This is a genomic window from Actinocorallia sp. B10E7, assembly GCF_039871655.1.
In the GTDB taxonomy this organism is placed as follows: Bacteria; Actinomycetota; Actinomycetes; order Streptosporangiales; family Streptosporangiaceae; genus Actinocorallia.
Genome location: NZ_JBDPLZ010000002.1, coordinates 959,136 through 983,779, shown reverse-complemented (window position 1 = coordinate 983,779; position 24,644 = coordinate 959,136). Strand labels below are relative to the sequence as shown.

Here is a 24,644-nt window from a genome sequence, read left to right as displayed (position 1 = left end):
TTGCTCACGTGTTACTCACCCGTTCGCCGCTCGAGTACCCCGAAGGGCCTTTCCGCTCGACTTGCATGTGTTAAGCACGCCGCCAGCGTTCGTCCTGAGCCAGGATCAAACTCTCCATTAAGGTCCATACGACCCCCATCCGAAGACGAGAGCCAAACCTGTTGGTGTTCAAACCCGGCAAGAACAAGGTCTTGGCTGACCTTGCATTTGCCTCAAAGGTTCCTCTTGACGAGGATGACCAGAACCACAGGTCCTGGCCGTTATTTTGGCACTGACTTTTAGCACGCTGTTGAGTTCTCAAGAAACGGACTCGCAGTGTTCCGCGCCTTCCGGCGTTTCCCTCGCTGCGGCTCTTCTAACCTATCAGGCTGTTTCTTCCTGTCAAATCCGCTCTTTCGAGTTGATTCTCCCGGACCAGCCCCCGCAGTTCGTTTCGCGCCTTTCGGCGTTTCCCTCGCTGCGACCCTTTTAACTTAGCAGTTCCGATTCAGTGGTTAATACCGAACCGATCGGATCTGTCGAGTCAGATGGGGTTTCCCCTCGGGGCCGGCCGCTTCCGCGTCCCGCTCCCCCGTGGGGCAGGTAGAACACTACGGCCGCCTGGGGGCAACGTCAAATCAGCGCTCCTGGAGCGCGCGACGCCTGCTCAGACGGCTTTCTGTACGAGATTGATGTCCCGTTCCTCCCTATGCCAAACCTTTTGTGACCTGGATCTCCCGCATGTTTGCTGGAAACATGCGAAAGGCCCTTCCGGAAGAGCTCCGGAAGGGCCTTTCACCAGCTGATTCTTACCTCAGCTGACGGCGATGCTCCCGATGTTGCGCTTGCCTCGGCGCAGCACGAGGAAGCGGCCGTGCAGCAGGTCGCCGGAGTCGGGGACCGCCTCCTCCGTCTCCACCTTGGCGTTGTTGAGGTAGGCGCCGCCCTGGGTGATCGTGCGCCGGGCCTCGGACTTGCTCTTGCACAGCCCGGCCGTCACCAGGAGGTCCGCGACGGGCGGCAGCTCCCCCGCCGGCACGGTGCCCTGCGGGGCCTCCGCCAGCGCGGCGGCCAGGGTGCGTTCGTCCAGGACTTCGAGGCCGCCCTGACCGAACAGCGCGGCCGAGGCTGCTATCACCTTGTCCGTCTCCTCCGCGCCGTGGACGAGGGTCGTCAGCTCCTCCGCGAGGGCCTTCTGACCGATGCGCGCGGCGGGCCGATCCGCCGACTGCTTCTCCAGTTCCTCGATCTCCTCGCGGCTCCGGAAGCTGAAGGTGCGCAGGAGCTTGCCCACCTCGCCGTCCTCGACGTTCACCCAGTACTGGAAGAACGCGTACGGGGAGGTCAGCTCGGGGTCGAGCCAGATCGCCCCGCCGGCGGTCTTGCCGTACTTGGTGCCATCGGGTTTGGTGAGCAGCGGTGTCGCGATGGCGTGCACATGGTGGCCGGTGGCCCGGCGGATGAGGTCGGCGCCCGCGGTGAGGTTGCCCCACTGGTCACTGCCGCCGCTCTGCAGGACGCAGTCGTAGCGGCGGTGCAGTTCCAGGAAGTCCATGCTCTGCAGGAGCTGGTAGGAGAACTCCGTGTAGGACAGGCCGATCTCCAGGCGGGAGGCCACCACCTCGCGGGCCAGCATCTTGTTGACCGGGAAGTGCTTGCCGATGTCCCGCAGGAAGTCGATCACCGACATCGGCCCGGTCCAGTCGAGGTTGTTGACCATCCGGACGGCGTTGTCGCCTTCGAAGGACAGGAAGCGCGCCACCTGCTCCTGGATGCGCTTGACCCAGCCGGCGACGACCTCGGTGGAGTTGAGCTGGCGTTCGCTGGAACGTCCGCTCGGGTCTCCGATCAGGCCGGTCGCGCCGCCCACCAGGGCCAGGGGCTTGTGCCCGGCGTTCTGGATCCGCCGCATGGTCAGCAGCTGGACGAGGTTGCCGACGTGCAGGCTGGGCGCCGTCGGGTCGAATCCGCAGTAATACGTGACGGGCCCCGCCGAGAGGGCCGCGCGCAGCGACTCCTCGTCGGTGGTCTGGGCCAGCAGGCCGCGCCACTGCAGTTCGTCCACGATGTCGGTCACGGTCGTCCCACTTCTCGAAAACGGATGACATCTCAAGGGTGCCCGAAGTCGGCACCTGAACGGTAATCGATGATCTCCATCGCCGCAGCGTATGCCTGTGACGGAGGGGACACCCTCGGCCCACCTGCATGATCTATCCCATATATGTCAATCTGTCCCCTGTGATTGAGAGTGCACGCCGGCGTTGGGAGCGACGGGCCCAGTGGCCGCTGACCCTCGCAGCGGTCCTCTTCCTGGCGGCCTATGCCTGGCCCATCCTCGAACCGGATCTGCCCTCCCGCCAGGTCTCGGCGTGTCTGACCCTGACCTGGGCGATGTGGGCCCTGTTCGCGGTCGACTACTTCATGCGCCTGCTGCTCAGCCGGAACCGTCTGCGGTTCGTCCGCTCCCATCTGCTGGATCTGGCCCTGGTCGTGCTGCCGATCTTCCGACCGTTGCGGCTGCTCCGCCTCATCACGCTGCTGGCCGTCCTCAACCGCTACGCCGGCAGGTCATTGCGGGGCCGGGTCATCGCCTACGCGGCCGGCTCGAGCATGCTCATCATCTTCATCGCCGCGCTGGCCGTGCTCGACGCCGAACGCAAAGTCCCCGAGGCCTCCATCACCACCTTCGGAGACGCGCTCTGGTGGGCCATGACGACGGTCACCACGGTCGGATACGGCGACACTTATCCCGTCACCGAAACCGGCCGCTTCATCGCGGGCGGCCTGATGCTGTCCGGCATCGCCCTGCTCGGTGTGGTGACCGCCTCGCTCGCCTCCTGGCTGATCGAGCGCGTGGCCGACCTGGAGGAGCAATCCCAGGCCGCCACCCGCCGGGATGTGGAAGCCCTCAGCCGCGAGATCGCCGAGCTGCGTGCGGAGATCGCGCGGCTGACCGGGCGGCAGACTCCTTCTCAGCCCTGACCCCGCCGGCCGGCGGGCCGCCGCCGGGGCGTGTGCCTACGGTAGGGCGAAACGCTCGGCTCGCCTTCCACCCAGAACCGCCACGGCGCGTCGTGCGCGGAGGTGACCCCGGTACGCGGCCCGGAACGCACCAGCCCCGCAGGAACCGGTGCGCCATCTTCGATCGCCAGCTCTCCCGGGACGCAGACATCCGCCCCGTTGAGGGCCCGGTCGACTCCCAGCGCCTGGCACAACCGGGCGGGGCCCCTGGCCAGATCGCGGTCCGGGGAGCCGTTGCGCCGGGTCCTGGCCAACTCGGTGCCTTCGACGATCTCCCCCGCGCGCAGCAGTACCGCGGAGGCGGTGCCCTCAGGGCCGCAGACGAGATTCACGCAGAAGTGCATCCCGTAGGTGAAGTACACGTAGGCGTGGCCCGGCTCCCCGAACATGACGGCGTTCCGCGCCGTCCTGCCCCTGTAGGAGTGGGAGGCGGGATCCAGTTCTCCCGCGTAGGCCTCCACCTCGGTCAGCCGGACGGACACGGTCCCCTCGGGCGTCGTCCGGCTGAGCACTCGCCCGAGCAGGTCGGGAGCCACCTCCAGGACAGGACGGTCGAAGAACGACCGGTCCAGCGGCGTCCGTCCCGCTCCGTCCTCGGTCCTCTCGGTCATCCGTCACTCCTCACCGGAGAACCGCTCCCACGCGGACTGGCGGGTGATGCCCAGGGCCGCACCGATCCTGGCCCAGGTGACGCCGCGCCGGCGCAGCTCCCGCACCCACAACCTCAGATCGGCCTCGACCTGGTCGACGACCGCCGAGATCCGGGGGATCCGGTCGAGCATCTGCTCGTCCGTCATCGCCTCCCAGCTCGGGAACCGGGGTGTCGCGGGCCCTTCCCTGTACTCGTCGATGATCTTGTCCGCCAGGTCGACGCACTCGTCGCAGATCCGCACTCCCGGTCCGGAGACCAGCTTGCGCACCTGGTGCTCCGCCCGGTCGCAGAAGGAGCACCGGGCGGGCTCCTCCAGTGCGTCCATCGTCTCCATCACACCCTCCATCCGTCAGGCCAGGCCTGACAGAAGAGGGTAGAACGTCAGGGAGAGCCTGACAAGCGAGATCGGAAGCGGGCGGCGGCCGATGGCATCCGACGGGGACGGATCAGCAGGTCGAGTGGAACAGACCCGCGACCGGGCAGGTCTTCGCCAGCTCGTTGTACAGGGCGACGGCCCGCTCCGTCTGCGCGACGTGGACCTCGACGCCGGACTCCTCCAGGAGACGCAGGGTCTCGGGCATGGTCCGCAGCCGCAGATCCATACCCTGGCTCAGCACCACGACCGTGGCGCCGCGGTCCAGCAGTTCGGAGATCTCCTCGGGACGGATTCCCGGGGTGTGCCTGGTGCCGTGCTCGTTCCAGTCCCACTCCCGGCCGCCGCCGGGGAACAGCTTCCAGTCCTTGCCGGAGCCGAGTCCCTCGACGTCGATCCGGCCCCACGACACGTGTGCGATCCGGGGAGAACCTTCCATGACGGCCTCCTGCCCTGCTCGGGAACGAAGAACGGTGGGCCGGATCGTAGACGATCCGGCCCACCGTCAGGAAGGTCAGGACTCCGAGGCCCAGGAGGCCGCGGCGTCGGCGAAGGAACGCAGGTTCTCGATCTGCTCCTGGACGCGCTCGGGAGCGGTGCCGCCGTGCGCCTTGCGGGAGGCGATGGCGCCGGGGACGTTGAGGACCTCGCGGACGTCCGGCGTCAGGTGCGGGGAGACCTTGGCCAGCTCCTCGTCGGTGAGGTCGCCGAAGTCCTTGTCGTTGACCTGGCACCACACCACCAGGTGGCCGACGACCTCGTGGGCGTCGCGGAAGACCACGCCGCGGCGGACCAGCAGCTCGGCCAGGTCGGTGGCCAGCGCGAAGCCCTGCGGGGCCAGCTCCTCCAGGCGCTCGGTGTTGACGCGCATGGTGGCGATCAGGCCGGACATCGCGGGCAGCACCAGCAGGAGGGTCTCGACGGCGTCGAAGGCGCCCTCCTTGTCCTCCTGAAGGTCGCGGTTGTAGGTCAGCGGCAGGCCCTTGAGGGTGGTGAGCAGGCCGACGAGGGAGCCGATGATCCGGCCCGCCTTGCCGCGGGCCAGCTCGGCCACGTCGGGGTTCTTCTTCTGGGGCATGATCGACGACCCGGTGGCGTAGGTGTCGTCCATCTCGATCCAGCGGAACTCCTGGGAGGCCCACAGGCAGACCTCCTCGCCGATGCGCGACAGGTGCACACCCGTCAGCGCGGCGGCGAAGAGGAACTCGGCGACGAAGTCGCGGTCGCTGACGGCGTCCATGGAGTTGGCGGCGGCCGCGGTGAAGCCGAGCTCCTCGGCGACGGCCTGCGGGTCCAGCGGCAGGGACGAACCCGCCAGGGCACCGGAGCCCAGCGGGGAGATCGCGGCGCGCTTGTCCCAGTCCTGGAAGCGCTCGATGTCGCGGCTGATCGCGTGCACGTGCGCCAGCAGCTGGTGGGAGAAGAGCACGGGCTGGGCGTGCTGCAGGTGGGTCATGCCGGGGCAGGCGACGCCCATGTTGGCCTCGGCCTGGCCGATCAGCGAGGTCTGCAGCTCCACCAGCCGGGAGACGATCCGGCGGACGTGGTCGCGCAGGTACAGGCGCAGGTCGGTGGCGACCTGGTCGTTGCGGGAGCGCCCGGCGCGGAGCTTGCCGCCCAGGGAGCCCAGGCGCTCCAGCAGGCCGCGCTCCAGCGCGGTGTGCACGTCCTCGTCGGCCACGGTGGGCCGGAACTCGCCGGACGCGCAGGCCTGCTCCAGGTCGTCGATGGCGCCCAGCATGCGGGCGAGCTCGTCGTCGTCCAGCAGACCCGCGCGGTTGAGCACGCGGGCGTGGGCGCGCGACCCCATCAGGTCGTACGGCGCGAGCCGCCAGTCGAACTGGACGCTCACGGACAGGCGCGCCAGCGCGTCCGACGGCCCGCCTTCGAACCGTCCGCCCCACAACCGGGTCGGTGCCTTGCTCACAGTGATCCCAATCTCCGATATGTCAGTGGCCGCGGTCCACGTGGACCGCGTCGAACACAGTTGTACCGCCCCGGGGCACCACCCCGGGGCGGGGCTGTGAAGATCTCAGGCGCCGGTCTTGCGGTTCCGGACCGAGGCGATCTTGCTCGGCAGGCTCCACAGCTCGACGAAGCCCTTGGCCAGGCTCTGGTCGAAGGTGTCGCCGGTGTCGTACGTCGCCAGATCGTAGTCGTAGAGCGAGGAGCCGCTGCGCCGGCCGGTGACGACGGCGCGCCCGCCGTGCAGGGTGAGCCGCACGTCGCCGTTCACGTGCTGCTGGGCCTCGGCGATGAAGGACTCCAGCGCCGTCTTCAGCGGCGAGAACCACAGGCCGTCGTAGACGAGCTCGCCCCAGCGCTGGTCGACGGAGCGCTTGAACCGGGCCAGGTCCCGCTCGACGGTGACGTTCTCCAGCTCCTGGTGGGCGGCGAGCAGCGCGATCGCGGCCGGGGCCTCGTAGACCTCGCGGGACTTGATGCCCACGAGGCGGTCCTCGACCATGTCGAGCCGGCCGACGCCCTGGGCGCCCGCGCGCTTGTTGAGCTCGTCGATGATCTGGAACGGGGTGAGCGCCCTGCCGTCGACGGCGGTGGGGACGCCGTTCTCGAAGGTGATGATCAGCTCGTCGGCCTCACGCGGGGTCGCCGGGTCGGCGGTGTAGGCGTAGAGGTCCTCGATCGGGGCGTTCCAGATGTCCTCCAGGAAGCCGGTCTCCACGGCCCGGCCCCACAGGTTCTGGTCGATGGAGTAGGGGTTCTTCTCCGAGACCTCGATCGGCAGGCCCTTCTCCTGGGCGAAGGCGATGGCCTTGTCCCGGGTCCAGGCGTAGTCGCGGGCCGGGGCGACGCACTTGAGGTCGGGGTTGAGCGCCATCAGGCCGGCCTCGAACCGGACCTGGTCGTTGCCCTTGCCGGTGCAGCCGTGCGCGACGTACGTGCCGTCGAACCGGGCCGCGGCGGCGGCGAGGTGCTTGACGATCAGCGGCCGGGACAGCGCCGAGACCAGCGGGTAGCGGTCCATGTAGAGGGCGTTGGCCTGGATCGCGGGGAAGCAGAAGTCGCGGGCGAACTCCTCCTTGGCGTCCACGACGACGGACTCGACCGCGCCGCAGTCCAGTGCCCGCTGGCGGATCTGGTCCATGTCCTCGCCGCCCTGGCCGCAGTCGACGGCCACGGCGACGACCTCGGCGCCCATCTTCTCGGCGAGGAAGGGGATGGCGACCGAAGTGTCCAGGCCCCCGGAGTACGCCAGTACGACGCGCTCAGTCATATGTCTTCGTCCTTTTTCTCGTATCTGGAGTCGATCAGGTCAAGGGGTGGGTTTCCGGGGCCCGGGGACCCCTGACTTCGTCGCTCGGTGAGCCGCAGCAGCCTCGCCGCGAGCTCCTCCCCGCCGAGCGGGTCGCGGGAGATGACCAGGATGGAGTCGTCTCCCGCGACGGTGCCGAGGACCTGCGGCCACTCGGCGTGGTCGATCGCCGAGGCCAGGTACTGCGCGGCACCCGCGGGGGTGCGCACGATCACCAGGTTGGCGGAGGCCTCGGCCGAGACCAGCAGCTCCTGGGCCAGCCGGGCCAGCCTGGAGTCGAAGGTCTCGGCGGTGCCGGTTCGGGCCAGCTTGATCCGCTCGCCGCCCTCGCCGGGCACCGCGTAGATCAGGCTGCCGTCATCGGCCCGCAGGCGGACCGCCCCGATCTCCACGAGATCGCGCGACAGGGTCGCCTGGGTGACCTCCACGCCCGCCTGCCGCAGCAGCCGGGCCAGTTCGCCCTGCGAGTGCACGTTGTGCCGGGACAGCAGTTCCAGCACCCGCGCCTGCCTGGCGGCCTTGGTCATCGGGGTCGTCACGGTTCTCTTATCTCTCCAGCAGCCAGGCCAGCAGCGCCTTCTGGGCGTGCAGCCGGTTCTCGGCCTCGTCCCAGACGACGCTGTGCGGCCCGTCCAGCACGGAGGCGGCGATCTCCTTGTCCCGGTAGGCGGGCAGGCAGTGCAGGACGGAGACGTCCGGCTTGGCCAGCGCCACCAGGTCCTCGGTCAGCGAGTACGGGACGTAGACCGACAGGTCCTTGTCCTCCTGGCCCATGGAGGCCCAGGTGTCGGTGGCCAGGACGTCCGCGCCCGCCGCCGCCTGCCGGGGGTCGGTGGTCACCTCGACCGAACCGCCGGTGGTCTTGGCGATCTCCTCCGCCCGGTGCCACACGTCGGGATCCGGAAGGTACCCCTCGGGAGCGGCGATCCGCACGTGCATCCCGGCGGTCGCGCCGCCGAGCAGGTAGGAGTGCGCCATGTTGTTGGCCCCGTCGCCGAAGTAGGCGAGCGTGACCTCGGCCAGTCTACCCTTCGTCTCCTGGACCGTCTGAAGATCGGCGAGGATCTGGCAGGGATGGAACTGGTCGGTGAGGGCGTTGACCACCGGCACGGACGAGTGCGCCGCCATCTCCTCGATGCGGTCCTGGCCGAAGGTCCGCCAGACGATCGCCGCGCAGACGCGCTCCAGCACCCGGGCGGTGTCGGCGATGCTCTCGCCCCGGCCGAGCTGGCTGGACCCGGCGTCGATCACCAGCGGGTTGCCGCCGAGCTCTGCGACGCCCGCGGTGAAGGACACCCGGGTCCGGGTGGAGTGCTTGTCGAACAGGATCGCCACCGACTTCGGCCCCTCCAGGGGCTTGAAGGCGTAGCGGTCGGCCTTCATCCGGGCGGCCAGGGCCAGGACCTCGGCCTGCTCGGCCGGGGTCAGGTCGTCGTCGCGCAGGAAATGGCGGGTCATGCGGCCACCTCGTCGAGGATCGCGGGCAGGGCGTCGAGGAAGCTCTGGGCCTCCTCCGCGGTCATGACCAGCGGAGGTGCGAGCCGGATCGCGTCGGGTCGGACGTTGTTGACCAGGAAGCCCGCCTTCTGCGCAGCCCCTCTGACCTCCGCGGCGACGGGGCGGTCCAGCACGATCGCCAGCCACAGACCCCGGCCCCGTACCCCGGCGACCAGCGGGTGGCCCAACGCATCGAGACCGGCGGAGAGCTGCTCGCCGACCTTGACGGCGTGCTCCAGCAGCCCGTCGCGCTCGATGGTGTCCAGGACGGCCAGCGCCGCCGACGTCGCCAGCGGGTTGCCGCCGAAGGTGCAGCCGTGGTCTCCGGGGGCGAAGATGTCGGCCGCCTCGCCGAGCCCGACGCAGGCGCCGATCGGGACGCCGCCGCCCAGGCCCTTGGCCAGGTTGATGATGTCGGGCCGGACGCCCTCGTGCTGGTGGGCGAACCAGGCGCCGGTCCGGCCGATGCCGCCCTGGACCTCGTCCAACACGAACAGCGCACCCGTCTCATCACAGATCTTCCGGGCGGCGGCCAGGTAGCCGTCAGGCGCGAGCACGACGCCGGCCTCGCCCTGGGTCGGCTCCAGGAACACCGCCGCGCACTCGGATGTGACGGCCCGGCGCAGCGCCTCGACGTCGCCGTGGGGCACGAACCGCACGTCCGCGCCGTAGGGTCCGAAGGGGTCGCGGATCGCCGGCTTGCCGGTGATGGCCAGCGCACCCATCGTCCGCCCGTGGAAGCCGTTCTCGGTGGCCACGAGGTACTTCGACGGGCCCGCGTGCTTGCGGACCATCTTGAAGGCCGCCTCGTTGGCCTCGGTGCCCGAGTTGCAGAAGTAGACCTTGCCGGGCCGCCCCAGCAGCTCCAGGAGCCGCTTGGCCAGCTTCACCTCGGGCTCGGTGGTCAGCAGCGGGGAGACGTGCGCGATCTTGGCGATCTGCCCGCTCACCGCCTCCACCAGCGCGGGGTGGGCGTGGCCCAGCGCCGAGACCGCGATCCCGGCGAACATGTCCAGGTAGGCGTTGCCGTCCACGTCCCAGACGGTGCTGCCCTGGCCGTGCGAGAGCATCACAGGCGGTACGGGCCGGTTGGGCATGAAGGAGGCCCTGAAATCGTCCTGCCAGGTCATGACGGCACCACCATCGTTCCGATCCCTTCGTCGGTGAAGACCTCCAGTAGCAGCGAGTGCGGCACCCGCCCGTCCAGGACGTGCGCCTGCGGCACCCCGTTGCTGACCGCGTGCAGGCAGGCGCCCATCTTGGGCACCATGCCCGAGGACAGGCCCGGCATGAGCTCCTCCAGCTCGGCGGCGGTGAGTTCGCGGATGACCTCGTCGCTGTTCGGCCAGTCGGCGTACAGGCCCTCCACGTCCGTGAGGACGATCAGCTTGGCCGCGCCGAGCTCCGAGGCGAGCGCCGCCGCCGCGGTGTCGGCGTTGACGTTGAAGACCTCGCCGTTCTCGCCGCGCGCCACGCTGGAGATCACCGGGATGCGCCCGTCGGAGATGAGGCTGTGCACCGCCCCGGCGTCGACCTTGACGATCTCGCCGACCTGGCCGATGTCCACCTGCTCGCCGTCCACGACCGCGTACAGCTTCTGGGCGGTGAACAGGTGGGCGTCCTCGCCGGACATGCCGACCGCGTACGGGCCGTGGGAGTTGATCAGCCCGACGACCTCGCGGTTGACCTGGCCGGTGAGCACCATGCGCACCACGTCCATCGCCTCGGGCGTGGTGACCCGCAGCCCGGCGGTGAAGTGGGACTCGATGCCGAACTTCTCCAGCGCGGCGTTGATCTGCGGGCCGCCGCCGTGCACGACCACCGGGCGCAGCCCGGCCAGCCGCAGGAAGACGATATCGCTGGCGAAGGACTCGCGCAGGGAGTCCTCGGTCATGGCGTTGCCGCCGTACTTGACCACGACGATCTTGTCGTGGAACCGCTCGAGCCAGGGCAGCGCCTCGATGAGCACGGCCGCCTTGTCCATCGCGCTGCGCCGGTTCACGAGCTGTACTCCGAGTTCTCCCGGACGTACTCCGCGGTCAGGTCGGTCGTCCAGACCGTCGCGGAGTGCTTGCCGGCCGACAGGTCCACGGTGATGGACACGTCGCGGGGCCGCAGGTCGACCTTGTCGCGGTCCTCGCCGACCGAGCCGTTGCGGCAGACCCAGATGCCGTTGATCGCCACGTTGAGCCGGTCGGGCTCGAAGACCGCGTCGGTGGTGCCCACCGCCGCCAGGACCCGGCCCCAGTTGGGGTCCTCGCCGTGGATGGCGCACTTGAGCAGGTTGTTGCGGGCGATGGACTTGCCGACGGTGACGGCGTCGGCGACGCTGTCGGCGCCGACGACCTCGATCGCGATCGCCTTGGAGGCGCCCTCGGCGTCCACCAGCAGCTGCCGGGTCAGGTCGAGGCAGACCTCGGTGAGCAGGGCGGTGAACGCCTCCTCCCCGGGGACGGCGCCGGTGGCGCCGCTGGCCATGAGCAGGACGGTGTCGTTGGTGGACATGCAGCCGTCGGCGTCGAGCCGGTCGAAGGAGCGCGAGGTCGCGGCGCGCAGCGCCCGGTCGAGCGTCTCGGCCGGCAGGTCGGCGTCGGTGGTGAGCACCACAAGCATGGTCGCCAGGGAGGGGGCGAGCATGCCCGCGCCCTTGGCCATGCCCCCGATCATGTAGCCGCCCTCGCCCCGCCGGAAGGAGATCTTGGCGACGGTGTCGGTGGTGCGGATGGCGTCGGCGGCGTTCAGGCCGCCGTCGCGGGTCAGCTCGGCGGCGGCCGTCTCGACCCCGGCCAGCAGCTCGTCCATCGGCAGCCGGATGCCGATCAGGCCGGTGGAGCACACCGCGACCTCGCCGGCGGAGTCCTCCAGGACGTCGGCGACCTTCTCGGCGGTGGCGTGGGTGTCCTGGAACCCCGGGGATCCGGTGCAGGCGTTGGCGCCGCCGGAGTTGAGGACGACCGCGCGCAACCGGCCGCCCGAGATCACCTGCTCGGTCCACAGCACCGGGGCCGCCTTCACCCTGTTCGCGGTGAACACCGCCGCCGCCGCGCGTGAGGGGCCGTCGTTGACGACCAGTGCCAGATCTCGGTTGCCGTTGTCCTTGATGCCCGCGGCTATGCCGGAGGCGCGGAAGCCCAGTGGTGCGGTGACGCTCATGTGTCCTCTTCTGCTCAGCGGTGGAGGAGGTGTCAGGGTGCGACGGCGAGGGTGGTCAGGCCCTGGCCCTCGGGCATGCCGAGGGCCAGGTTGGCCGACTGGACCGCCCCGCCGGCGGTCCCCTTGGTGAGGTTGTCGATGGCCGCCACGATCACGATGCGTCCCGCCCGCTCGTCCAGGGACACCTGCATCAGCGCGGTGTTGGCGCCGAGCGTCATCGCGGTGGACGGCCACATTCCCTCGGGGAGCACGTCCACGAAGGGCTCGGCGTCGTAAGCGGCGAGGTAGGCCTCCCGCAGCGCGGCGTAGGTGACGCCCGGCTTGGCCTTCGCGGTGCAGGTGGCCAGGATGCCGCGGCTCATGGGGGCCAGGGTGGGGGTGAAGGAGACGGTGACGGGCTCGCCGGCGGCGGCCGTCAGGTTCTGGATGATCTCCGGGGTGTGGCGGTGCACGCCGCCGACCCCGTAGGCCGAGACCGCGCCCATGACCTCGCTGCCCAGCAGGTTGACCTTGGGGGTCTTGCCCGCGCCCGAGGTCCCGGAGGCCGCGACGACCACCACGTCGGGTTCGGCGAGCCCGGCGGCGAAGGCCGGGACCAGGGCCAGGGAGGAGACCGTCGGGTAGCAGCCGGGGACCGCGATCCGCTTGGTGCCGGCCAGGACCTTCCGCTGCCCGGGCAGCTCCGGCAGCCCGTAGGGCCAGGTACCGGCGTGCGGGGTGCCGTAGAAGTGCTCCCACTCGGAGGCGTCGGCGAGCCGGAAGTCGGCGCCGCAGTCGACGACCAGGACGTCCTCTCCCAGTTCGGCGGCGAGCGGACCCGACGCGCCGTGCGGAAGGGCGAGGAACACCACGTCATGACCTGCGAGGGTCTGCGGGGTAGTCTCGGCCAGGACACGGTCGGACAGGGAGCGGAGGTGGGGCTGGAGGGTGCCCAGGAGGGCTCCGGCGTTGCTCCCCGCGGTCAGCGTCCCGATCTCGAACCCGGGATGACCGGCCAGAATGCGCAGCAGCTCCCCCCCGGCGTAACCGCTCGCGCCCGCCACCGCCACCCGGTAACCCATGTCTCTCCTCAGCTTGACCTAAGAAAAAGTATGCATCCAATCGGATGAGTATTCAAGTTCGATCTCGGAACTTCGCGTGATGGGGACATGGGAGGATTCGGTCGACCCGTGCAACCTTCAGGTCCCGACGGGTGTCTTTGGAGGGGAGGGACGTGATGCGGGGCGCAGGTGGCCAGTTCGAGGAGTTCGTGGCCAACAGGTTCCCGGCGCTCTTCCGCTACGCGTATGTCCTCACCGGCAACCAGCACGACGCCGAGGACCTCGTCCAGGAGGCGCTCACCCGCACGGGTGTGGCCTGGGGGCGGATCCGGCGCAAGGACGACCCGGAGGGCTATGTGCGCACCACGATGGCGCGCATCATGGCCAACCGGTGGCGCAGGCCCCGGCTGGAGCACCTGGTCGAGGGGGTACCCGAACACGCGGCCGACGACCCGGGACTGGACCGGGTCCACGAGATGGACGGGCTGGACGCGGCCCTGACCGCGCTGCCGCCCCGGATGCGGGCGGTGCTCGTCCTGCGCTACTTCGAACAACTGAGTGAGGAAGAGACCGCGCGGGTGCTGGGATGCTCCCGTGGAACGGTGAAAAGTCAGGCCTCCAGGGCGTTGGCCAAGCTCCGCGCCAGCATGCTGCCCCAGGAGGCCGAGCAGTCACTGATGGAGGACCGACGTGGAAGATCTTGAGCGGCTCGTCGCCGGAAGGCTGCGCGCTCTCGACGACGCGGCCCCCTCTCCCGAACTTCACGAACGCCTCATGTCCCGGGTGAACCACCAGGTGAAGACGCGTCGCAGGCGGCGCCGGATCGCCCAGGCCGCGGCCGGTCTCTCCCTGGTGGCCGCCGCCGCGGTCGTGACCCCGCTCGCCCTGGACTCCGGCGCCTCCTCCCCCTCCGACCCGTCGATGCTCGCCGCCTCCGAGCGCCCCGGGCCCCTCCACGAGCGCGGCTCCGCCCCCTCCGGTCCCGGCGGCGGGCCGTCGGGCTCCGCCCGGCCCGGAACGGCCGGCGGCGTCCCCCGCGACCTGCCCAGCGGCAAGATCCTCAACGCCTTCGGAGTCACCTCCGACGGGGCGGTCCTGGGCACCGGCGTCGGGCCGAAGGGCCGCAGCGACGGGGTCCTGTGGCGGGCCGACGTGAGCGGCCTGCTCGCCGTCCCCTCCCCGGTGGCCGAGCCCAAGGGCCTGTACGCGGCCTCGGGCAGCCGGAACATGACGATCTGGGCCGAGCGCAGGGGCGGCGCCTACGAGCTGATGTGCCGGTCCGGCGAGGGCGAGGCGGTCCAGCTCGGCTCCGGCGGGGTGGCCCGGCGCGGCGGCGTCGGCGTCGGCTTCCACGCCGACCGCGACGTGGCCGTCTGGACGGACAAAGCCGAGGGCACCGTCTGGACCGCGCACGGCTGCGACGGCGTACCCGAGCCCCTGACTCTCGGGTACGCCGCCGGCTTCGCCTACCCCTACGCCTACGTCCTGAGCACCGACGGCCGGGGGCGGCCGACCGGCGAGGTCCAGCGCGTCCAGGTCGAGACCGGCACCCAGGAGACCCGCGAACTGCCCCGGACGCACCTGGCCAAGGACGTGCTCTACACGGCGGGGGCCGGCACCTTCTCCGTCGCGGACGGGCGGTCTCTCACCGTCTACGACGCCGAGACCTGGCAGGCCAGCCAGCTGCCCGAGCCGCTCCCCACGGGCGACAGCGCCTCCCTGACAGCCGGGGACGGGCTGGTCGTCTACTCGACCCACGGTCAGGACGCTGACAAAGCCCTCATCTACGAGACCGGCAGCGGGCAGACGCGTGTCCACGACGGCGAGGCCTACGCCAAGGGCGAGTGGCTGCTCACCAGGGACGACGAGGCCTACCGGCTGACCAGCGCTCCCTGACCCGCCGCAACCCCGGAACACGGAACGGCCCGCACGCCAGGCGTGCGGGCCGTTCTCACGTGCGGCCGGGTCAGCCCCGCAGGGTCGCCCCGGTGAGCTCCGCGGCCCGGGCCACGGCCGCGTCACGCGCCGCGGTGGCCTCCTCGGCCTTCAGCGTCCGGTCGGAAGCGCGGAACCGCAGCGCGTAGGCCAGGGACTTGCGCCCTTCGCCCACCTGGTCGCCGGTGTAGACGTCGAACAGCCGCAGGGACTCCAGCAGCCCGCCCGCGCCCTCGCGCAGCGCCGCCTCGACCTCGGCCGACGGCACGGAGGCGTCGACGATCAGCGCCACGTCCTGCGTCGCCACCGGGTAGGTGGACACGTGCGGCGCGACGGGGCCGTGCCCGGCGTCCAGCCTGTCCAGCTCCAGCTCCACCGCGCCGGTGCGCGGCGGCAGCCCGTAGGCCTGCAGCACCCGCGGGTGCAGCTCCCCGGCGTGCCCGATCAGGACGTCGCCCACGTGGAGGGCGGCGCAGCGGCCGGGGTGCCAGGGGGCGTGCTGGTCGGCGGTGACGCGCACCTCGGCCCCCGCCTCCGCGGCGATCCTGCGGGCCGCCTGGATCGCGTCCTGCCAGCCGGCCGGACGGCCCCCACCCCACCAGCCGGAACGCTCGGCCTCGCCGGTCAGCAGCACCGCGACGCGCTGCGGCTGGTTCGGCAGGGCCGCCTCGACCGCGGCGAGCTGCTCGGCGGTCGGCGCCCGGTCCACCGGGTAGGACGGCACCTTGCCCGTGCCGTCCTCGGGCCGGAAGACCAGGCCGACCTCGAACAGCGCCAGGTCGCCCTGGCCCCGGCCGAGGTTGCGGGCGGCGGTGCGCAGCAGGCCGGGCAGCAGCGTGGTGCGCAGCAGCGGCTCGTCCTCCGACAGCGGATTGGCCAGGCGCAGCGCGCGGCGCCGGGCGTCGTCGGCGGGAAGCTGGAGGGACTCCCAGTCCTTCTCCGAGACGAACGGGTAGCTGAGCGTCTCGGTGTGCCCGGTGGCCGCCAGCATCCGGCCGACCCGGCGGCGCAGCCGCTGGCGCGGGGTCAGGCCCCGGCCCGCGGCCGGGCGCGGCGCCCGCTCGGGAATGGCGTCGTAGCCCTCGAGCCGGATGACCTCCTCGGCCAGGTCGTTGGGGTCGGTGAGGTCGGGCCGCCACGAGGCGGGCGTCACCGTGATCGGGTCGTCGCCCAAGACCGTGCAGCCGACCTGCTCCAGCCTCCGCACGACGGTCCCGCGGGAGTACTCCACGCCCGCGACCCGGGCCGGGTGGCCGACCGGGATGGTGATCGCCGCCGGCTCGACCGGGGACTCCACCACCGTCGCACCCGGCACGATCCGCGCGCCGCCCAGCTCGGCCAGCAACTGGGCCGCGCGCAGCGAGGCGCGCAGCGGCAGCTCCCGGTCCACGCCCCGCTCGAACCGGTAGGAGGCCTCGCTGTGCAGCTTGTGCCTGCGGACCGTCCGGGCGATGGCGACCGGATCGAAGTGCGCGGCCTCGATCACCACCTCGGTGCTGGAGGCGTCGATCTCGCTGTGCAGGCCGCCCATCGCACCCGCGACGGACAGGGGCCCGGACTCGTCGGTGATCAGCAGGTCCTCGGGGTCGAGGGTCCGCTTGACGTGGTCGAGCGTCTCCAGGCCCTCGCCCGCCTTCGCCCGGCGGACGGTGACCGTCCCGGTGAGCTTGGCGGCGTCGAACGCGTGCAGGGGCTGGCCCAGCTCCAGCATCAGGTAGTTGGTGATGTCGACGGCCAGCGAGACCGGGCGCATCCCCGCCCGGTACAGCCGGGTCTGCATCCACAGCGGCGACGGCGCGGACGGGTCGAAGCCCTGCACCCGCCGCAGGACGAACCTGTCGCAGCCGGACGGGTCCTCGACCGCGGCCGGGTAGGACGGGCCCTCGTCGGCGAGCTCGACATCCGCCGGGTCGCGGAACTCCACCCCGTAGGCGATCGCGGCCTCCCGCGCCACGCCCCGGATGGACAGGCAGTAACCGCGGTCCGGGGTGACGGCGATGTCCAGGACGTCGTCGGCCAGGCCCAGCAGCTCGATCGCGTCCAGACCGACCTCGGTGTCCGGCGGCATGATCAGGATGCCGCTGTGGTCGTCGCCGATGCCCAGCTCGCGCAGCGAGCAGATCATGCCCTCGGACAGCTTGCCGTAGGTCTTGCGGGCGCCGACGGCGAAACCGCCCGGCAGCACCGCGCCCGGCAGGACCACGACCACCACGTCGCCGACGGCGAAGTTCCGCGCGCCGCAGATGAGGTTCTGGGGCTCGGCGTTGCCGACGTCGACCTGGCACCAGCGGATCGGCTTCTTGAACTCGGTGAGCTCCTCGATCTGGAGCACCCTGCCGGTGACGATCGGCCCGGTGATGTCGGCGGTCTCGACCGTCTCGACCTCCAGGCCCGCCGCGATCAGCTTGGCGGCCAGCTCACGGCCGGTCACCTCGGCGGGCAGCGCCGCGTACTCGCGCAGCCACGAAAGCGGGGCCCGCATCAGATCTCCATCCCGAACGGGAGGACGAACCGCACGTCGCCCTCGACCATGTCATGCATGTCCTCGACCCCGTGCCGGAACATCAGGGTCCGCTCGACGCCCAGGCCGAAGGCCCAGCCGCTGTAGCGCTCGGTGTCCACGCCGGCCGCCCGCAGCACCCGCGGGTTGACCATGCCGCAGCCGCCGATCTCGATCCAGCCCTCGGACGAGCAGGTGCGGCAGGGTTCGTCCGGGTTCCCGACGGACTTGCCGTGGCACACGAAGCACTGCATGTCCACCTCGGCGGACGGCTCGGTGAACGGGAAGAACGACGGGCGCAGCCGGACGGGCAGCGGGTCGCCGAACAGGCCGTTCACGAAAGCCGCGATCGCGCCCTTGAGGTCGGCCATCGTCAGGCCCTCGTCCACCGCCAGGCCTTCCAGCTGGTGGAAGACCGGGCTGTGGGTGGCGTCCAGCTCGTCGGTGCGGAACGTCTTGCCCGGGGCGACGACGTACACCGGCAGCTCGCGCGACAGCAGCGCCCGCACCTGCACCGGGGAGGTGTGGGTGCGCAGGACCATCCCGGAGTCCTCGGACTCGACGAAGAAGGTGTCCTGCATGGCGCGCGCCGGGTGGTCCGGCGGGAAGTTCAGCGCGTCGAAGTTGAACCACTCGGCCTCGATCTCGGGGCCCTCGGCGATCTCGAAGCCCATCGAGACGAACACGTCGGCCATGCGCTCGGCCATCGTGGTCAGCGGGTGGCGCGCCCCGGGCAGCGCCCGGTCCCACGGCAGCGTGACGTCCACGGTCTCCTCGACCAGGACCCGGGCGTCGCGCTCGGCCTCCAGTTCCTCCTGGCGGGCCTTCAGCGCCTGGGTGACGGCGCCGCGGGCGGCTCCCACCCGCTTTCCCGCGTCGGCCTTGGCGTGCGGAGGCAGCGCGCCGATCTCCCGGTTGGCCAGCGCCAGCGGAGAGCGGTCCCCCGCGTGGGCGAGCCGCACCTCCTTCAGCTCCTCCAGCGACGCGGCGGCCCTGATCGCGGTCAGGGCCTCCTCGCGATGCCGGTCGAGCGCCTCGGGCGCCAGCGCCGCGACCTCGACAGGGTCGTACGACTTGTTGGGTGCAGACATGATCAGGACTCCTAGCGGGATTACCCGCAGAGTTTAGTGGTTGGCCGGTCGACGGCCGTTCCCCGCCGCGGCGGGCCCCGCGCGGGAGCCCGTGGAGACGCGGCCTGAGGACGGCCCTGAAACACTCGCCTGGGGCGGCCCGCCGGGGTCTTACGCGTAAGACGGGGTGCCGGCGGGCAAGGTAAATCGGAACTCGGCGCCGCCGCCGGGGGCCTGTTGCACGGTGATCACGCCGCCGTGGGCCTCCACGAGGCCCTTCACGATATAGAGGCCGAGGCCGGTGCCCCGGCGGCGGTTGCCCCGCCAGAACTGGCGGAAGACGCGGTTGGCGGCCTCGGGGGGGATGCCTTCGCCCTCGTCGCGGACCGACACGACGGCCCCCTCCCTCCCGATGTCCGGCTCCACCACGATCGTGACAGTACCAGCGCCGTGACGCACGGCGTTTTCCACCAGATTACCGAGGATCTGGGCGATCTTGTCGGGATCCAGCCACAGCTCCGGCAGCGGATCGCGCACGTCCAGGCGGAAGCGGTCCTCCGGGTCCCCGGCGGCGACCCGGCCCGCGATCGTCCGCCGGGCCTGGCCCGCCAGGTCCACCGGCTGGCGGCGCATCTCCAGACGGCCCGCCTCGATCCGGGAGACGTCCAGCAGCTCGGTGATCAGGCGGGTGACGCGGTCGGCGTCGGCGTTGACCGTCTCCAGCATGACGAGCTTCTGGTCGTCGTTGAAGCGGTGCCACTTGGACAACAGCGTCGCGGTGAAGCCCTTCACGCTGGTCAGGGGCGAGCGCAGCTCGTGGGCGACGGTGGAGACCAGGTCGGCGCGCTGGCGCTCCTGGCGCACCCGGGCCTCGGCGTCGCGCAGCGACACGTGGAAACGCCGGACGCGGTGCCGCGCGTCGCGCTGGTAGGACGCCGTCACCAGCACCTCGCGCCCGCCCGCCAGGAACAGGCTCTGCTCGGAGTGGCGGGTGCGGGTGCACAGGCCCCCGTACGGGTCCACGCACTTCCACCAGTCCCGCCCGTCGGCGTCGTGCAGCGGCAGGACGTCCCGGGCGTCGCGGCCCAGGACCTGCTCGCGGCGCAGGGCGGTGAGGCGCTCGGCCATCCGGTTGAAGGAGACGACCCGGCCCTCGGCGTCGGCGACCAGCAGCCCGTCGGGCAGCTCGTCACCGTAGGAGGGCGCGCTGCGAGGCTCGGGCACGAGCGTGCCCTGCTCCGCGCTCTGCCCGTCCGCGCTCAATGGAGAGGCCCCTTCCCCAACGGCCTGATGACACAGAGCCTAGCGTCAGGGAAGGGGGTCTTGGGAGCGCGAAACCCCTTACGGGTAAGGGAATGACGGCCTTTCTCCCGGGTCGTTCGAAACTAACGGCTGGGCGAGTGCGGACCCGCCTGCGCGACCGCGTCCTCGACCCGCTCGCACAGCGGGAAACGGCGGTCGAGACCGGTGATCTGGAACAGCCGGCGCTGCGCCGGGCGCACCTCCGCCAGCCACACGCCTCCCCCGCCGGACCGCATCCGGTTGGCCAGCGCGACGAGCACGTTGAGCCCGGAGGCGTCGCAGAAGAGGACCTTCTCGAAGTCGATGACGATCGACGCGAAACCCGCTTCGGTGACCGCGGTCAGATGGTCCCGCAGCGTGAGGGCGGACCGGAGGTCGATCTCCCCGGCCACTCTCACCACCGCGGTGTCGCCGTGCACGCCCGCCAACTCGACGCGCAGGTCCCGGTCCGCCGTTTCACGGCAGCGGGTCATGCCGGTGCGCATCAGCTCGGACCTCGGTCGGACCACGCGCTCCCTTTCCTGGGGCCTGCGGTAACGCGGGATGTCATGACGGTCGACACCCTGGCACAGGAGCGGACGACCGCCCACTCGAATGAAGAAACAGGCACGAGATCTACCAGACACTCCTAGGAGACATGGCCACCCGCGTACCGCCCGGAGGCGGGAAACGGGCTTCATGGTCATCTTCGCAGCAGCGGAGACGGGGACGCGGCAACGCCATACGTCCTCAAACGGCCAGGGAAGGCGCCAACCGCGGCAACCTTACCGGGGGGTAAGGAATTATCTGACTCTTCGCTGGGCGCGCGCCGAGGCGTAGAGGCACACGGCCGCGGCCGTCGCCAGATTGAGGCTCTCCGCCTTCCCGTGAATGGGCACCCGGACCACGTCGTCGGCCAGCGCCCGTACTTCCTCGGGCAGGCCCCAGGCCTCGTTGCCGAACACCCAGGCCGTCGGACGGCTCAGCGCGCCCTCGTCGGCCAGATCGTCCAGGGTGTGCTCTCCCGCGCCGTCCGCGGCCAGCACGGTCAGGCCGGCGTCCTTGAGCGCGGGGATCAGCGTGTCGTAACGGGGGCCGGTCACCACCGGAAGGTGGAAGAGGCTGCCCGCCGAGGCGCGGACGCATTTGCCGTTGTAGGGGTCCACGGACGCGTCGGTGAAGATCACCGCGTCGGCGCCGGCGGCGTCGGAGGCGCGCAGCACCGTCCCGGCGTTGCCGGGATCACGTACGTGGGAGAGGACGGTCACCAGCCTGGGTCCGCCGCCATCGCCGTCCGGAGCGCGAAGAGCGGTCCCCAGCGGGACGTCGAGGAAGGCGCAGACCGCCAGCAGCCCCTGCGGGGTCACGGTCTGTGCCAGCTCGGCCATGACCTCGCCGCTCACCCGCAGCACCGGGACGCCGGCCTTCTCGGCCGCGGCGATCAGCTCGGCGTGCCGGCCCGCGGCGTCGGCCGTCGTGTACAGCTCCACCAGCCCCCCTTCGAGGGCCAGCGCCTCCCGGACGGCCTGCGGTCCCTCCGCGAGGAACCGCCGGTCCTGTTGCCGGAAGGACCTTTTGGCGAGCCTGCGAGCGGACTTCACCCGCGGGGAGCGGATACTGGTCAGCTCGAGGCCCGCCATCTGCCGCGTCCTCAGGCCTTGGCCGGCTCGGCCGGGAGGGCCTTCTTGGCGACCTCGACCAGCGCCGCGAAGGCGGCGGCGTCGTTCACCGCGAGCTCGGCCAGCATGCGCCGGTCGACCTCGACCTCAGCGGCCTTGAGGCCCTGGATGAACCGGTTGTAGGTCATGCCGTTGAGGCGGACGGCGGCGTTGATGCGCTGGATCCACAGCCGGCGGAACTGGCCCTTGCGGTCCTTGCGGTCCCGGAAGGCGTACGTCATCGAGTGGAGCTGCTGCTCCTTGGCCTTGCGGTACAGGCGGGACCGCTGGCCGCGGTAGCCGCTCGAGCGCTCCAGAACGACCCGACGCTTCTTGGCGGCGTTGACCGCCCGCTTCACGCGTGCCACGTCTCACAACTCCTTCGTGGGGGCCGGGGCTCTTATCGCCCTCCGGCCGGTCGTACTTGTCGGTCGGACGGCTACTACTTGCGCAGCAGCTTCTTGATCATGGGGGTGTCGGCGGCGGAGACCACCGCGTTGCCGTCCAGGCGACGGGTGCGCTTGGTCGGCTTGTGCTCCAGCAGGTGGTTCTTGTTGGCGCGGCGGCGCACCACCTTGCCGGAGCCGGTCAGCTTGAAGCGCTTCTTGGCACCACTGTGGGTCTTCGTCTTCGGCATGGCGGCCGTCTCCTCTTCATCTAGGCGTGGCTGACCGGACGTGCGGGGGAATGCACGCCTGGGTCAGCAACAGGTGCGTACATCCTGAACCGGGTCCCCCGCTGCGAGGGGACCCGGTCTCAGGTGGGTCTCACTCGGAGCCGGGCTCCTCGGCCTCCTCGACGACCGGGGCGTCGTCGGCCTCCTGCTCGCCGCGCGCGGCGGCGTTGCGCTGGGCCCGCGCCTCGGCCTGCTCGGCCTTGGCCTCGGCCTTCTTCTTGTGCGGCCCGATCACCATGATCATGTTCCGGCCGTCCTGCTTGGCGTTCGACTCCACGAACCCGAGCTCGCTGACGTCCTGGGCGAGGCGCTGCAGCAGCCGGTAGCCGAGCTCCGGCCGGGACTGCTCGCGACCGCGGAACATGATCGTCACCTTGACCTTGTCCCCGCCCTTGAGAAACCGCACCACGTGACCCTTCTTGGTCTCGTAGTCGTGCGGGTCGATCTTCGGGCGGAGCTTGATCTCCTTGATGATCGTGTGCGCCTGGTTGCGCCGCGCCTCACGCGCCTTCATCGCGGACTCGTACTTGAACTTGCCGTAGTCCATGAGCTTGGCCACGGGAGGCCGCGCGGTGGGCGCGACTTCGACCAGGTCGAGGTCGGACTCACGGGCAAGATCGAGCGCCTTGGCGATGGGGACGATGCCCACCTGCTCGCCGTTGGGCCCGACGAGCCGGACTTCCGGCACGCGAATGCGGTCGTTGATGCGCGGTTCGGTGAAACGCGTTTCGGCGCTGATGGGACCTCCCTGGGGCCTTTCATGTCCGATGAACCTGTCGTACCCGGACTCCCAGACGAAGAAAGCCCCGCACGACGCGCATGCGAGGCCACCACCGGTCAGCCCTCGCGGGTACACCATCCAAGGTATCCCCTGCAAAGGGCTGCTCGACATCCAGGGAATCCCAGGACGCCGGACCGGGACCCGCCAGCCCGAAGGCCGATCAGGTGGGAGCTGGCTCCACTTGCGCGCCCGGGGCTCTTCTTAACGCCCCAGGCCGGTCAGCTACCGAGCTTATCAGCTCAGGCAGGCAGTTCGTACCAACGGCTTGACAAAAGCCGTTGGCACGAAGGCCTAGCGGCGCTTGTTGCGGTCCTTGCGCTTCTCACGGATCTTCATCGTCACCGAGATGGGGCTGCCCTCGAAACCGAACTCCTCGCGGATGCGGCGCTCGATGAAGCGGCGGTAGCCGGGCTCGAGGAAGCCGCTGGTGAAGAGGACGAACCTCGGCGGGCGGGTGCCGGCCTGAGTGGCGAAGAGGACGCGGGGCTGCTTGCCCCCCCGGATGGGGTGGGGGTGGGAGGAGACCAGGTCGGTGAAGAACTGGTTGAGCTTGCCGGTGGGAACCCGGTGTCCCCAGCTCTCCAAGGCGGTGTCGATCGCGGGGACCAGCTTCTCGACGTGGCGTCCGGTCTTCGCCGAGATGTTCACCCGGGGGGCCCAGCGGGCGCCGACGAGCTGGCGTTCGATCTCCCGGTCGAGGTAGAAACGGCGCTCCTCGTCCACGAGGTCCCACTTGTTGTAGGCCAGGACGAGGGCGCGGCCCGCCTCGATCACGTTGTTGACGATGCGCAGGTCCTGCTCGGCCAGGGGCTCGCCGGCGTCGACGAGGACCACGGCGACCTCGGAGCGCTCCAGCGCGGACTGGGTGCGCAGGATGGCGTAGAAGTCGGCGCCCTGGTTCTCACGGTGGCGCTTGCGGATGCCCGCGGTGTCGATGAACCGCCAGGTCTTGCCGCCGAGCTGGATCAGCTCGTCGACCGGGTCGCGGGTGGTGCCGGCCACCGAGTCGACCACGGCGCGGTTCTCCTTGGCCAGCTTGTTCAGCAGGCTGGACTTGCCGACGTTGGGCCGGCCCATGAGCGCCACCCGGCGCGGGCCGCCGGGCGCCTCGCCGAGCCGCTCGCGCGGGGCGGGCTCGGGCAGCGCCTCCAGCACCCGGTCCAGGAGGTCGCCACTGGAGCGGCCGTGCAGCGCCGAGACCGGGGACGGCTCGCCGATGCCCAGGTTCCACAGCGAGGCGGCCTCCAGCTCCGCCCGGGCGTCGTCGGCCTTGTTGGCGGCCAGGACGACCGGTTTCCTGGACCGGCGCAGGATCTCCACGACGGCCTCGTCGATGTCGGTGGCCCCGACGGTGGCGTCCACCACGAACAGCACCACGTCGGCCAGCTCGACCGCGAGCTTGGCCTGCTCGGCGATGGCCGCGGCCAGGCCGCGCGACTCGGGCAGCCAGCCGCCGGTGTCCACGACGGTGAACTCCCGGCCGTTCCAGGACGCCTGGTAGGCCACCCGGTCGCGGGTCACGCCCGGCACGTCCTCGACCACGGCCTCACGTCGGCCGATGATCCGGTTGACCAGGGTCGACTTGCCGACGTTGGGGCGGCCGACGACCGCCACCACCGGCAGGCGCACCGGCTCGGCGGCCTCGGCCTCCTCGTCGAAGTCCTCGTACTGCGAGGGGTCGAAGTCGTCCGGGTCGAACGTCTCGAACTCTTCCTCGGTCGCGAAGTCGTCTTGCTGGGTCATGCTTCGTCCGT

Annotated in this window: 23 protein-coding genes, 1 rRNA gene and 1 pseudogene; 3 read left to right on the top strand and 22 right to left on the bottom strand. The window is 70.7% G+C overall.

Translation table 11 applies throughout. The features are described from left to right. Together ABGB12_RS09765 and tyrS are read right to left on the bottom strand one after the other, a co-directional pair. Nucleotides 1–121: ribosomal RNA gene (locus ABGB12_RS09765) — 16S ribosomal RNA — on the bottom strand; the annotation flags it as partial. Nucleotides 122–793: 672 nt separating this feature from the next. Beyond that, nucleotides 794–2,056 carry a tyrosine--tRNA ligase gene (gene tyrS / locus ABGB12_RS09760; protein WP_347676061.1) on the bottom strand — a complete coding sequence of 421 codons (1,263 nt, stop codon included), beginning with the start codon at nt 2,054–2,056 and terminating at the stop codon, nt 794–796. A 161-nt stretch (nt 2,057–2,217) separates the two neighbouring features. Here tyrS and ABGB12_RS09755 point away from each other — a divergent pair, with 161 nt between their 5' ends. Further along, nucleotides 2,218–2,961 (top strand): ion channel, encoded by a 744-nt coding sequence (locus ABGB12_RS09755; RefSeq protein WP_347676059.1) that lies wholly within the window; start codon nt 2,218–2,220, stop codon nt 2,959–2,961. Here ABGB12_RS09755 and ABGB12_RS09750 read toward each other — a convergent pair. From ABGB12_RS09750 to argC, 11 genes and pseudogenes are all read right to left on the bottom strand, one after another. Then, the gene (locus ABGB12_RS09750) at nt 2,952–3,611 is read right to left on the bottom strand and encodes a DNA-3-methyladenine glycosylase (RefSeq protein WP_347676057.1); all 660 of its coding nucleotides are present in this window, start codon (nt 3,609–3,611) and stop codon (nt 2,952–2,954) included. The two genes, ABGB12_RS09755 and ABGB12_RS09750, sit on opposite strands and share 10 nt — an antisense overlap. A gap of 222 nt (nt 3,612–3,833) precedes the next feature. Then, nucleotides 3,834–3,986 (bottom strand): annotated as a pseudogene (locus tag ABGB12_RS09745) (ClpX C4-type zinc finger protein); the annotation flags it as partial. 112 nt (nt 3,987–4,098) lie between these two features. Beyond that, entirely contained in the window at nt 4,099–4,464 is a 366-nt protein-coding gene (locus ABGB12_RS09740; RefSeq protein ID WP_347676055.1) for an MTH938/NDUFAF3 family protein, read from the bottom strand. Nucleotides 4,465–4,539: 75 nt separating this feature from the next. Next, complete coding sequence (gene argH, locus ABGB12_RS09735) at nt 4,540–5,952, bottom strand: argininosuccinate lyase (protein ID WP_347676053.1); 1,413 nt, start codon at nt 5,950–5,952, stop codon at nt 4,540–4,542. A 105-nt stretch (nt 5,953–6,057) separates the two neighbouring features. Then, nucleotides 6,058–7,260 carry an argininosuccinate synthase gene (locus ABGB12_RS09730; protein WP_347676051.1) on the bottom strand — a complete coding sequence of 401 codons (1,203 nt, stop codon included), beginning with the start codon at nt 7,258–7,260 and terminating at the stop codon, nt 6,058–6,060. Beyond that, entirely contained in the window at nt 7,257–7,838 is a 582-nt protein-coding gene (locus tag ABGB12_RS09725) for an arginine repressor (RefSeq protein WP_347676049.1), read from the bottom strand. Before ABGB12_RS09725 ends, ABGB12_RS09730 begins: the two co-directional genes overlap by 4 nt. Before the next feature lie 7 nt (nt 7,839–7,845). Continuing rightward, complete coding sequence (argF, locus tag ABGB12_RS09720; protein WP_347676047.1) at nt 7,846–8,757, bottom strand: ornithine carbamoyltransferase; 912 nt, start codon at nt 8,755–8,757, stop codon at nt 7,846–7,848. Continuing rightward, nucleotides 8,754–9,926, bottom strand: a complete 1,173-nt coding sequence (locus ABGB12_RS09715) for an acetylornithine transaminase (RefSeq protein WP_347676045.1) — start codon at nt 9,924–9,926, stop codon at nt 8,754–8,756. The genes argF and ABGB12_RS09715 overlap by 4 nt, the downstream gene beginning before the upstream one ends. Next, complete coding sequence (argB, locus tag ABGB12_RS09710) at nt 9,923–10,780, bottom strand: acetylglutamate kinase (RefSeq protein ID WP_347676141.1); 858 nt, start codon at nt 10,778–10,780, stop codon at nt 9,923–9,925. The genes ABGB12_RS09715 and argB overlap by 4 nt, the downstream gene beginning before the upstream one ends. 14 nt (nt 10,781–10,794) lie before the next feature. Continuing rightward, a complete protein-coding gene (gene argJ / locus ABGB12_RS09705) occupies nt 10,795–11,949 on the bottom strand; it encodes a bifunctional glutamate N-acetyltransferase/amino-acid acetyltransferase ArgJ (RefSeq protein ID WP_347676043.1) in 1,155 nt (384 codons plus the stop codon). Nucleotides 11,950–11,981: 32 nt separating this feature from the next. Further along, the gene (gene argC, locus ABGB12_RS09700; RefSeq protein ID WP_347676041.1) at nt 11,982–13,010 is read right to left on the bottom strand and encodes an N-acetyl-gamma-glutamyl-phosphate reductase; all 1,029 of its coding nucleotides are present in this window, start codon (nt 13,008–13,010) and stop codon (nt 11,982–11,984) included. A gap of 155 nt (nt 13,011–13,165) precedes the next feature. On the opposite strand from argC, the gene ABGB12_RS09695 reads away from it, so the two are divergent. Continuing rightward, nucleotides 13,166–13,693 carry a SigE family RNA polymerase sigma factor gene (locus ABGB12_RS09695; RefSeq protein WP_347676039.1) on the top strand — a complete coding sequence of 176 codons (528 nt, stop codon included), beginning with the start codon at nt 13,166–13,168 and terminating at the stop codon, nt 13,691–13,693. Next, nucleotides 13,680–14,885: a hypothetical protein gene (locus tag ABGB12_RS09690; protein ID WP_347676037.1), complete on the top strand. Its 1,206-nt coding sequence runs from the start codon at nt 13,680–13,682 to the stop codon at nt 14,883–14,885. The genes ABGB12_RS09695 and ABGB12_RS09690 overlap by 14 nt, the downstream gene beginning before the upstream one ends. A gap of 70 nt (nt 14,886–14,955) precedes the next feature. Here the strand turns inward: ABGB12_RS09690 and pheT are convergent, their stop codons facing one another. From pheT to der, 9 genes are all read right to left on the bottom strand, one after another. Beyond that, nucleotides 14,956–17,406 carry a phenylalanine--tRNA ligase subunit beta gene (pheT, locus tag ABGB12_RS09685; protein WP_347676035.1) on the bottom strand — a complete coding sequence of 817 codons (2,451 nt, stop codon included), beginning with the start codon at nt 17,404–17,406 and terminating at the stop codon, nt 14,956–14,958. Then, nucleotides 17,406–18,515, bottom strand: a complete 1,110-nt coding sequence (pheS, locus tag ABGB12_RS09680; RefSeq protein WP_347676033.1) for a phenylalanine--tRNA ligase subunit alpha — start codon at nt 18,513–18,515, stop codon at nt 17,406–17,408. Before pheS ends, pheT begins: the two co-directional genes overlap by 1 nt. A gap of 150 nt (nt 18,516–18,665) precedes the next feature. Continuing rightward, entirely contained in the window at nt 18,666–19,718 is a 1,053-nt protein-coding gene (locus ABGB12_RS09675) for an ATP-binding protein (protein ID WP_347676139.1), read from the bottom strand. Nucleotides 19,719–19,879: 161 nt separating this feature from the next. Further along, complete coding sequence (locus ABGB12_RS09670; RefSeq protein WP_347676031.1) at nt 19,880–20,305, bottom strand: STAS domain-containing protein; 426 nt, start codon at nt 20,303–20,305, stop codon at nt 19,880–19,882. Between the two features lie 273 nt (nt 20,306–20,578). Beyond that, nucleotides 20,579–21,415: an RNA methyltransferase gene (locus ABGB12_RS09665; protein WP_347676029.1), complete on the bottom strand. Its 837-nt coding sequence runs from the start codon at nt 21,413–21,415 to the stop codon at nt 20,579–20,581. A gap of 11 nt (nt 21,416–21,426) precedes the next feature. Next, nucleotides 21,427–21,801: a 50S ribosomal protein L20 gene (gene rplT, locus ABGB12_RS09660; RefSeq protein ID WP_344246274.1), complete on the bottom strand. Its 375-nt coding sequence runs from the start codon at nt 21,799–21,801 to the stop codon at nt 21,427–21,429. A 74-nt stretch (nt 21,802–21,875) separates the two neighbouring features. After that, nucleotides 21,876–22,070, bottom strand: coding sequence for a 50S ribosomal protein L35 (gene rpmI, locus ABGB12_RS09655; RefSeq protein ID WP_106398591.1), 195 nt, complete (start codon nt 22,068–22,070; stop codon nt 21,876–21,878). A 130-nt stretch (nt 22,071–22,200) separates the two neighbouring features. Beyond that, a complete protein-coding gene (gene infC, locus ABGB12_RS09650; protein WP_347676137.1) occupies nt 22,201–22,815 on the bottom strand; it encodes a translation initiation factor IF-3 in 615 nt (204 codons plus the stop codon). A gap of 366 nt (nt 22,816–23,181) precedes the next feature. Continuing rightward, entirely contained in the window at nt 23,182–24,633 is a 1,452-nt protein-coding gene (der, locus tag ABGB12_RS09645) for a ribosome biogenesis GTPase Der (RefSeq protein ID WP_347676026.1), read from the bottom strand. Nucleotides 24,634–24,644: the final 11 nt, after the last annotated feature.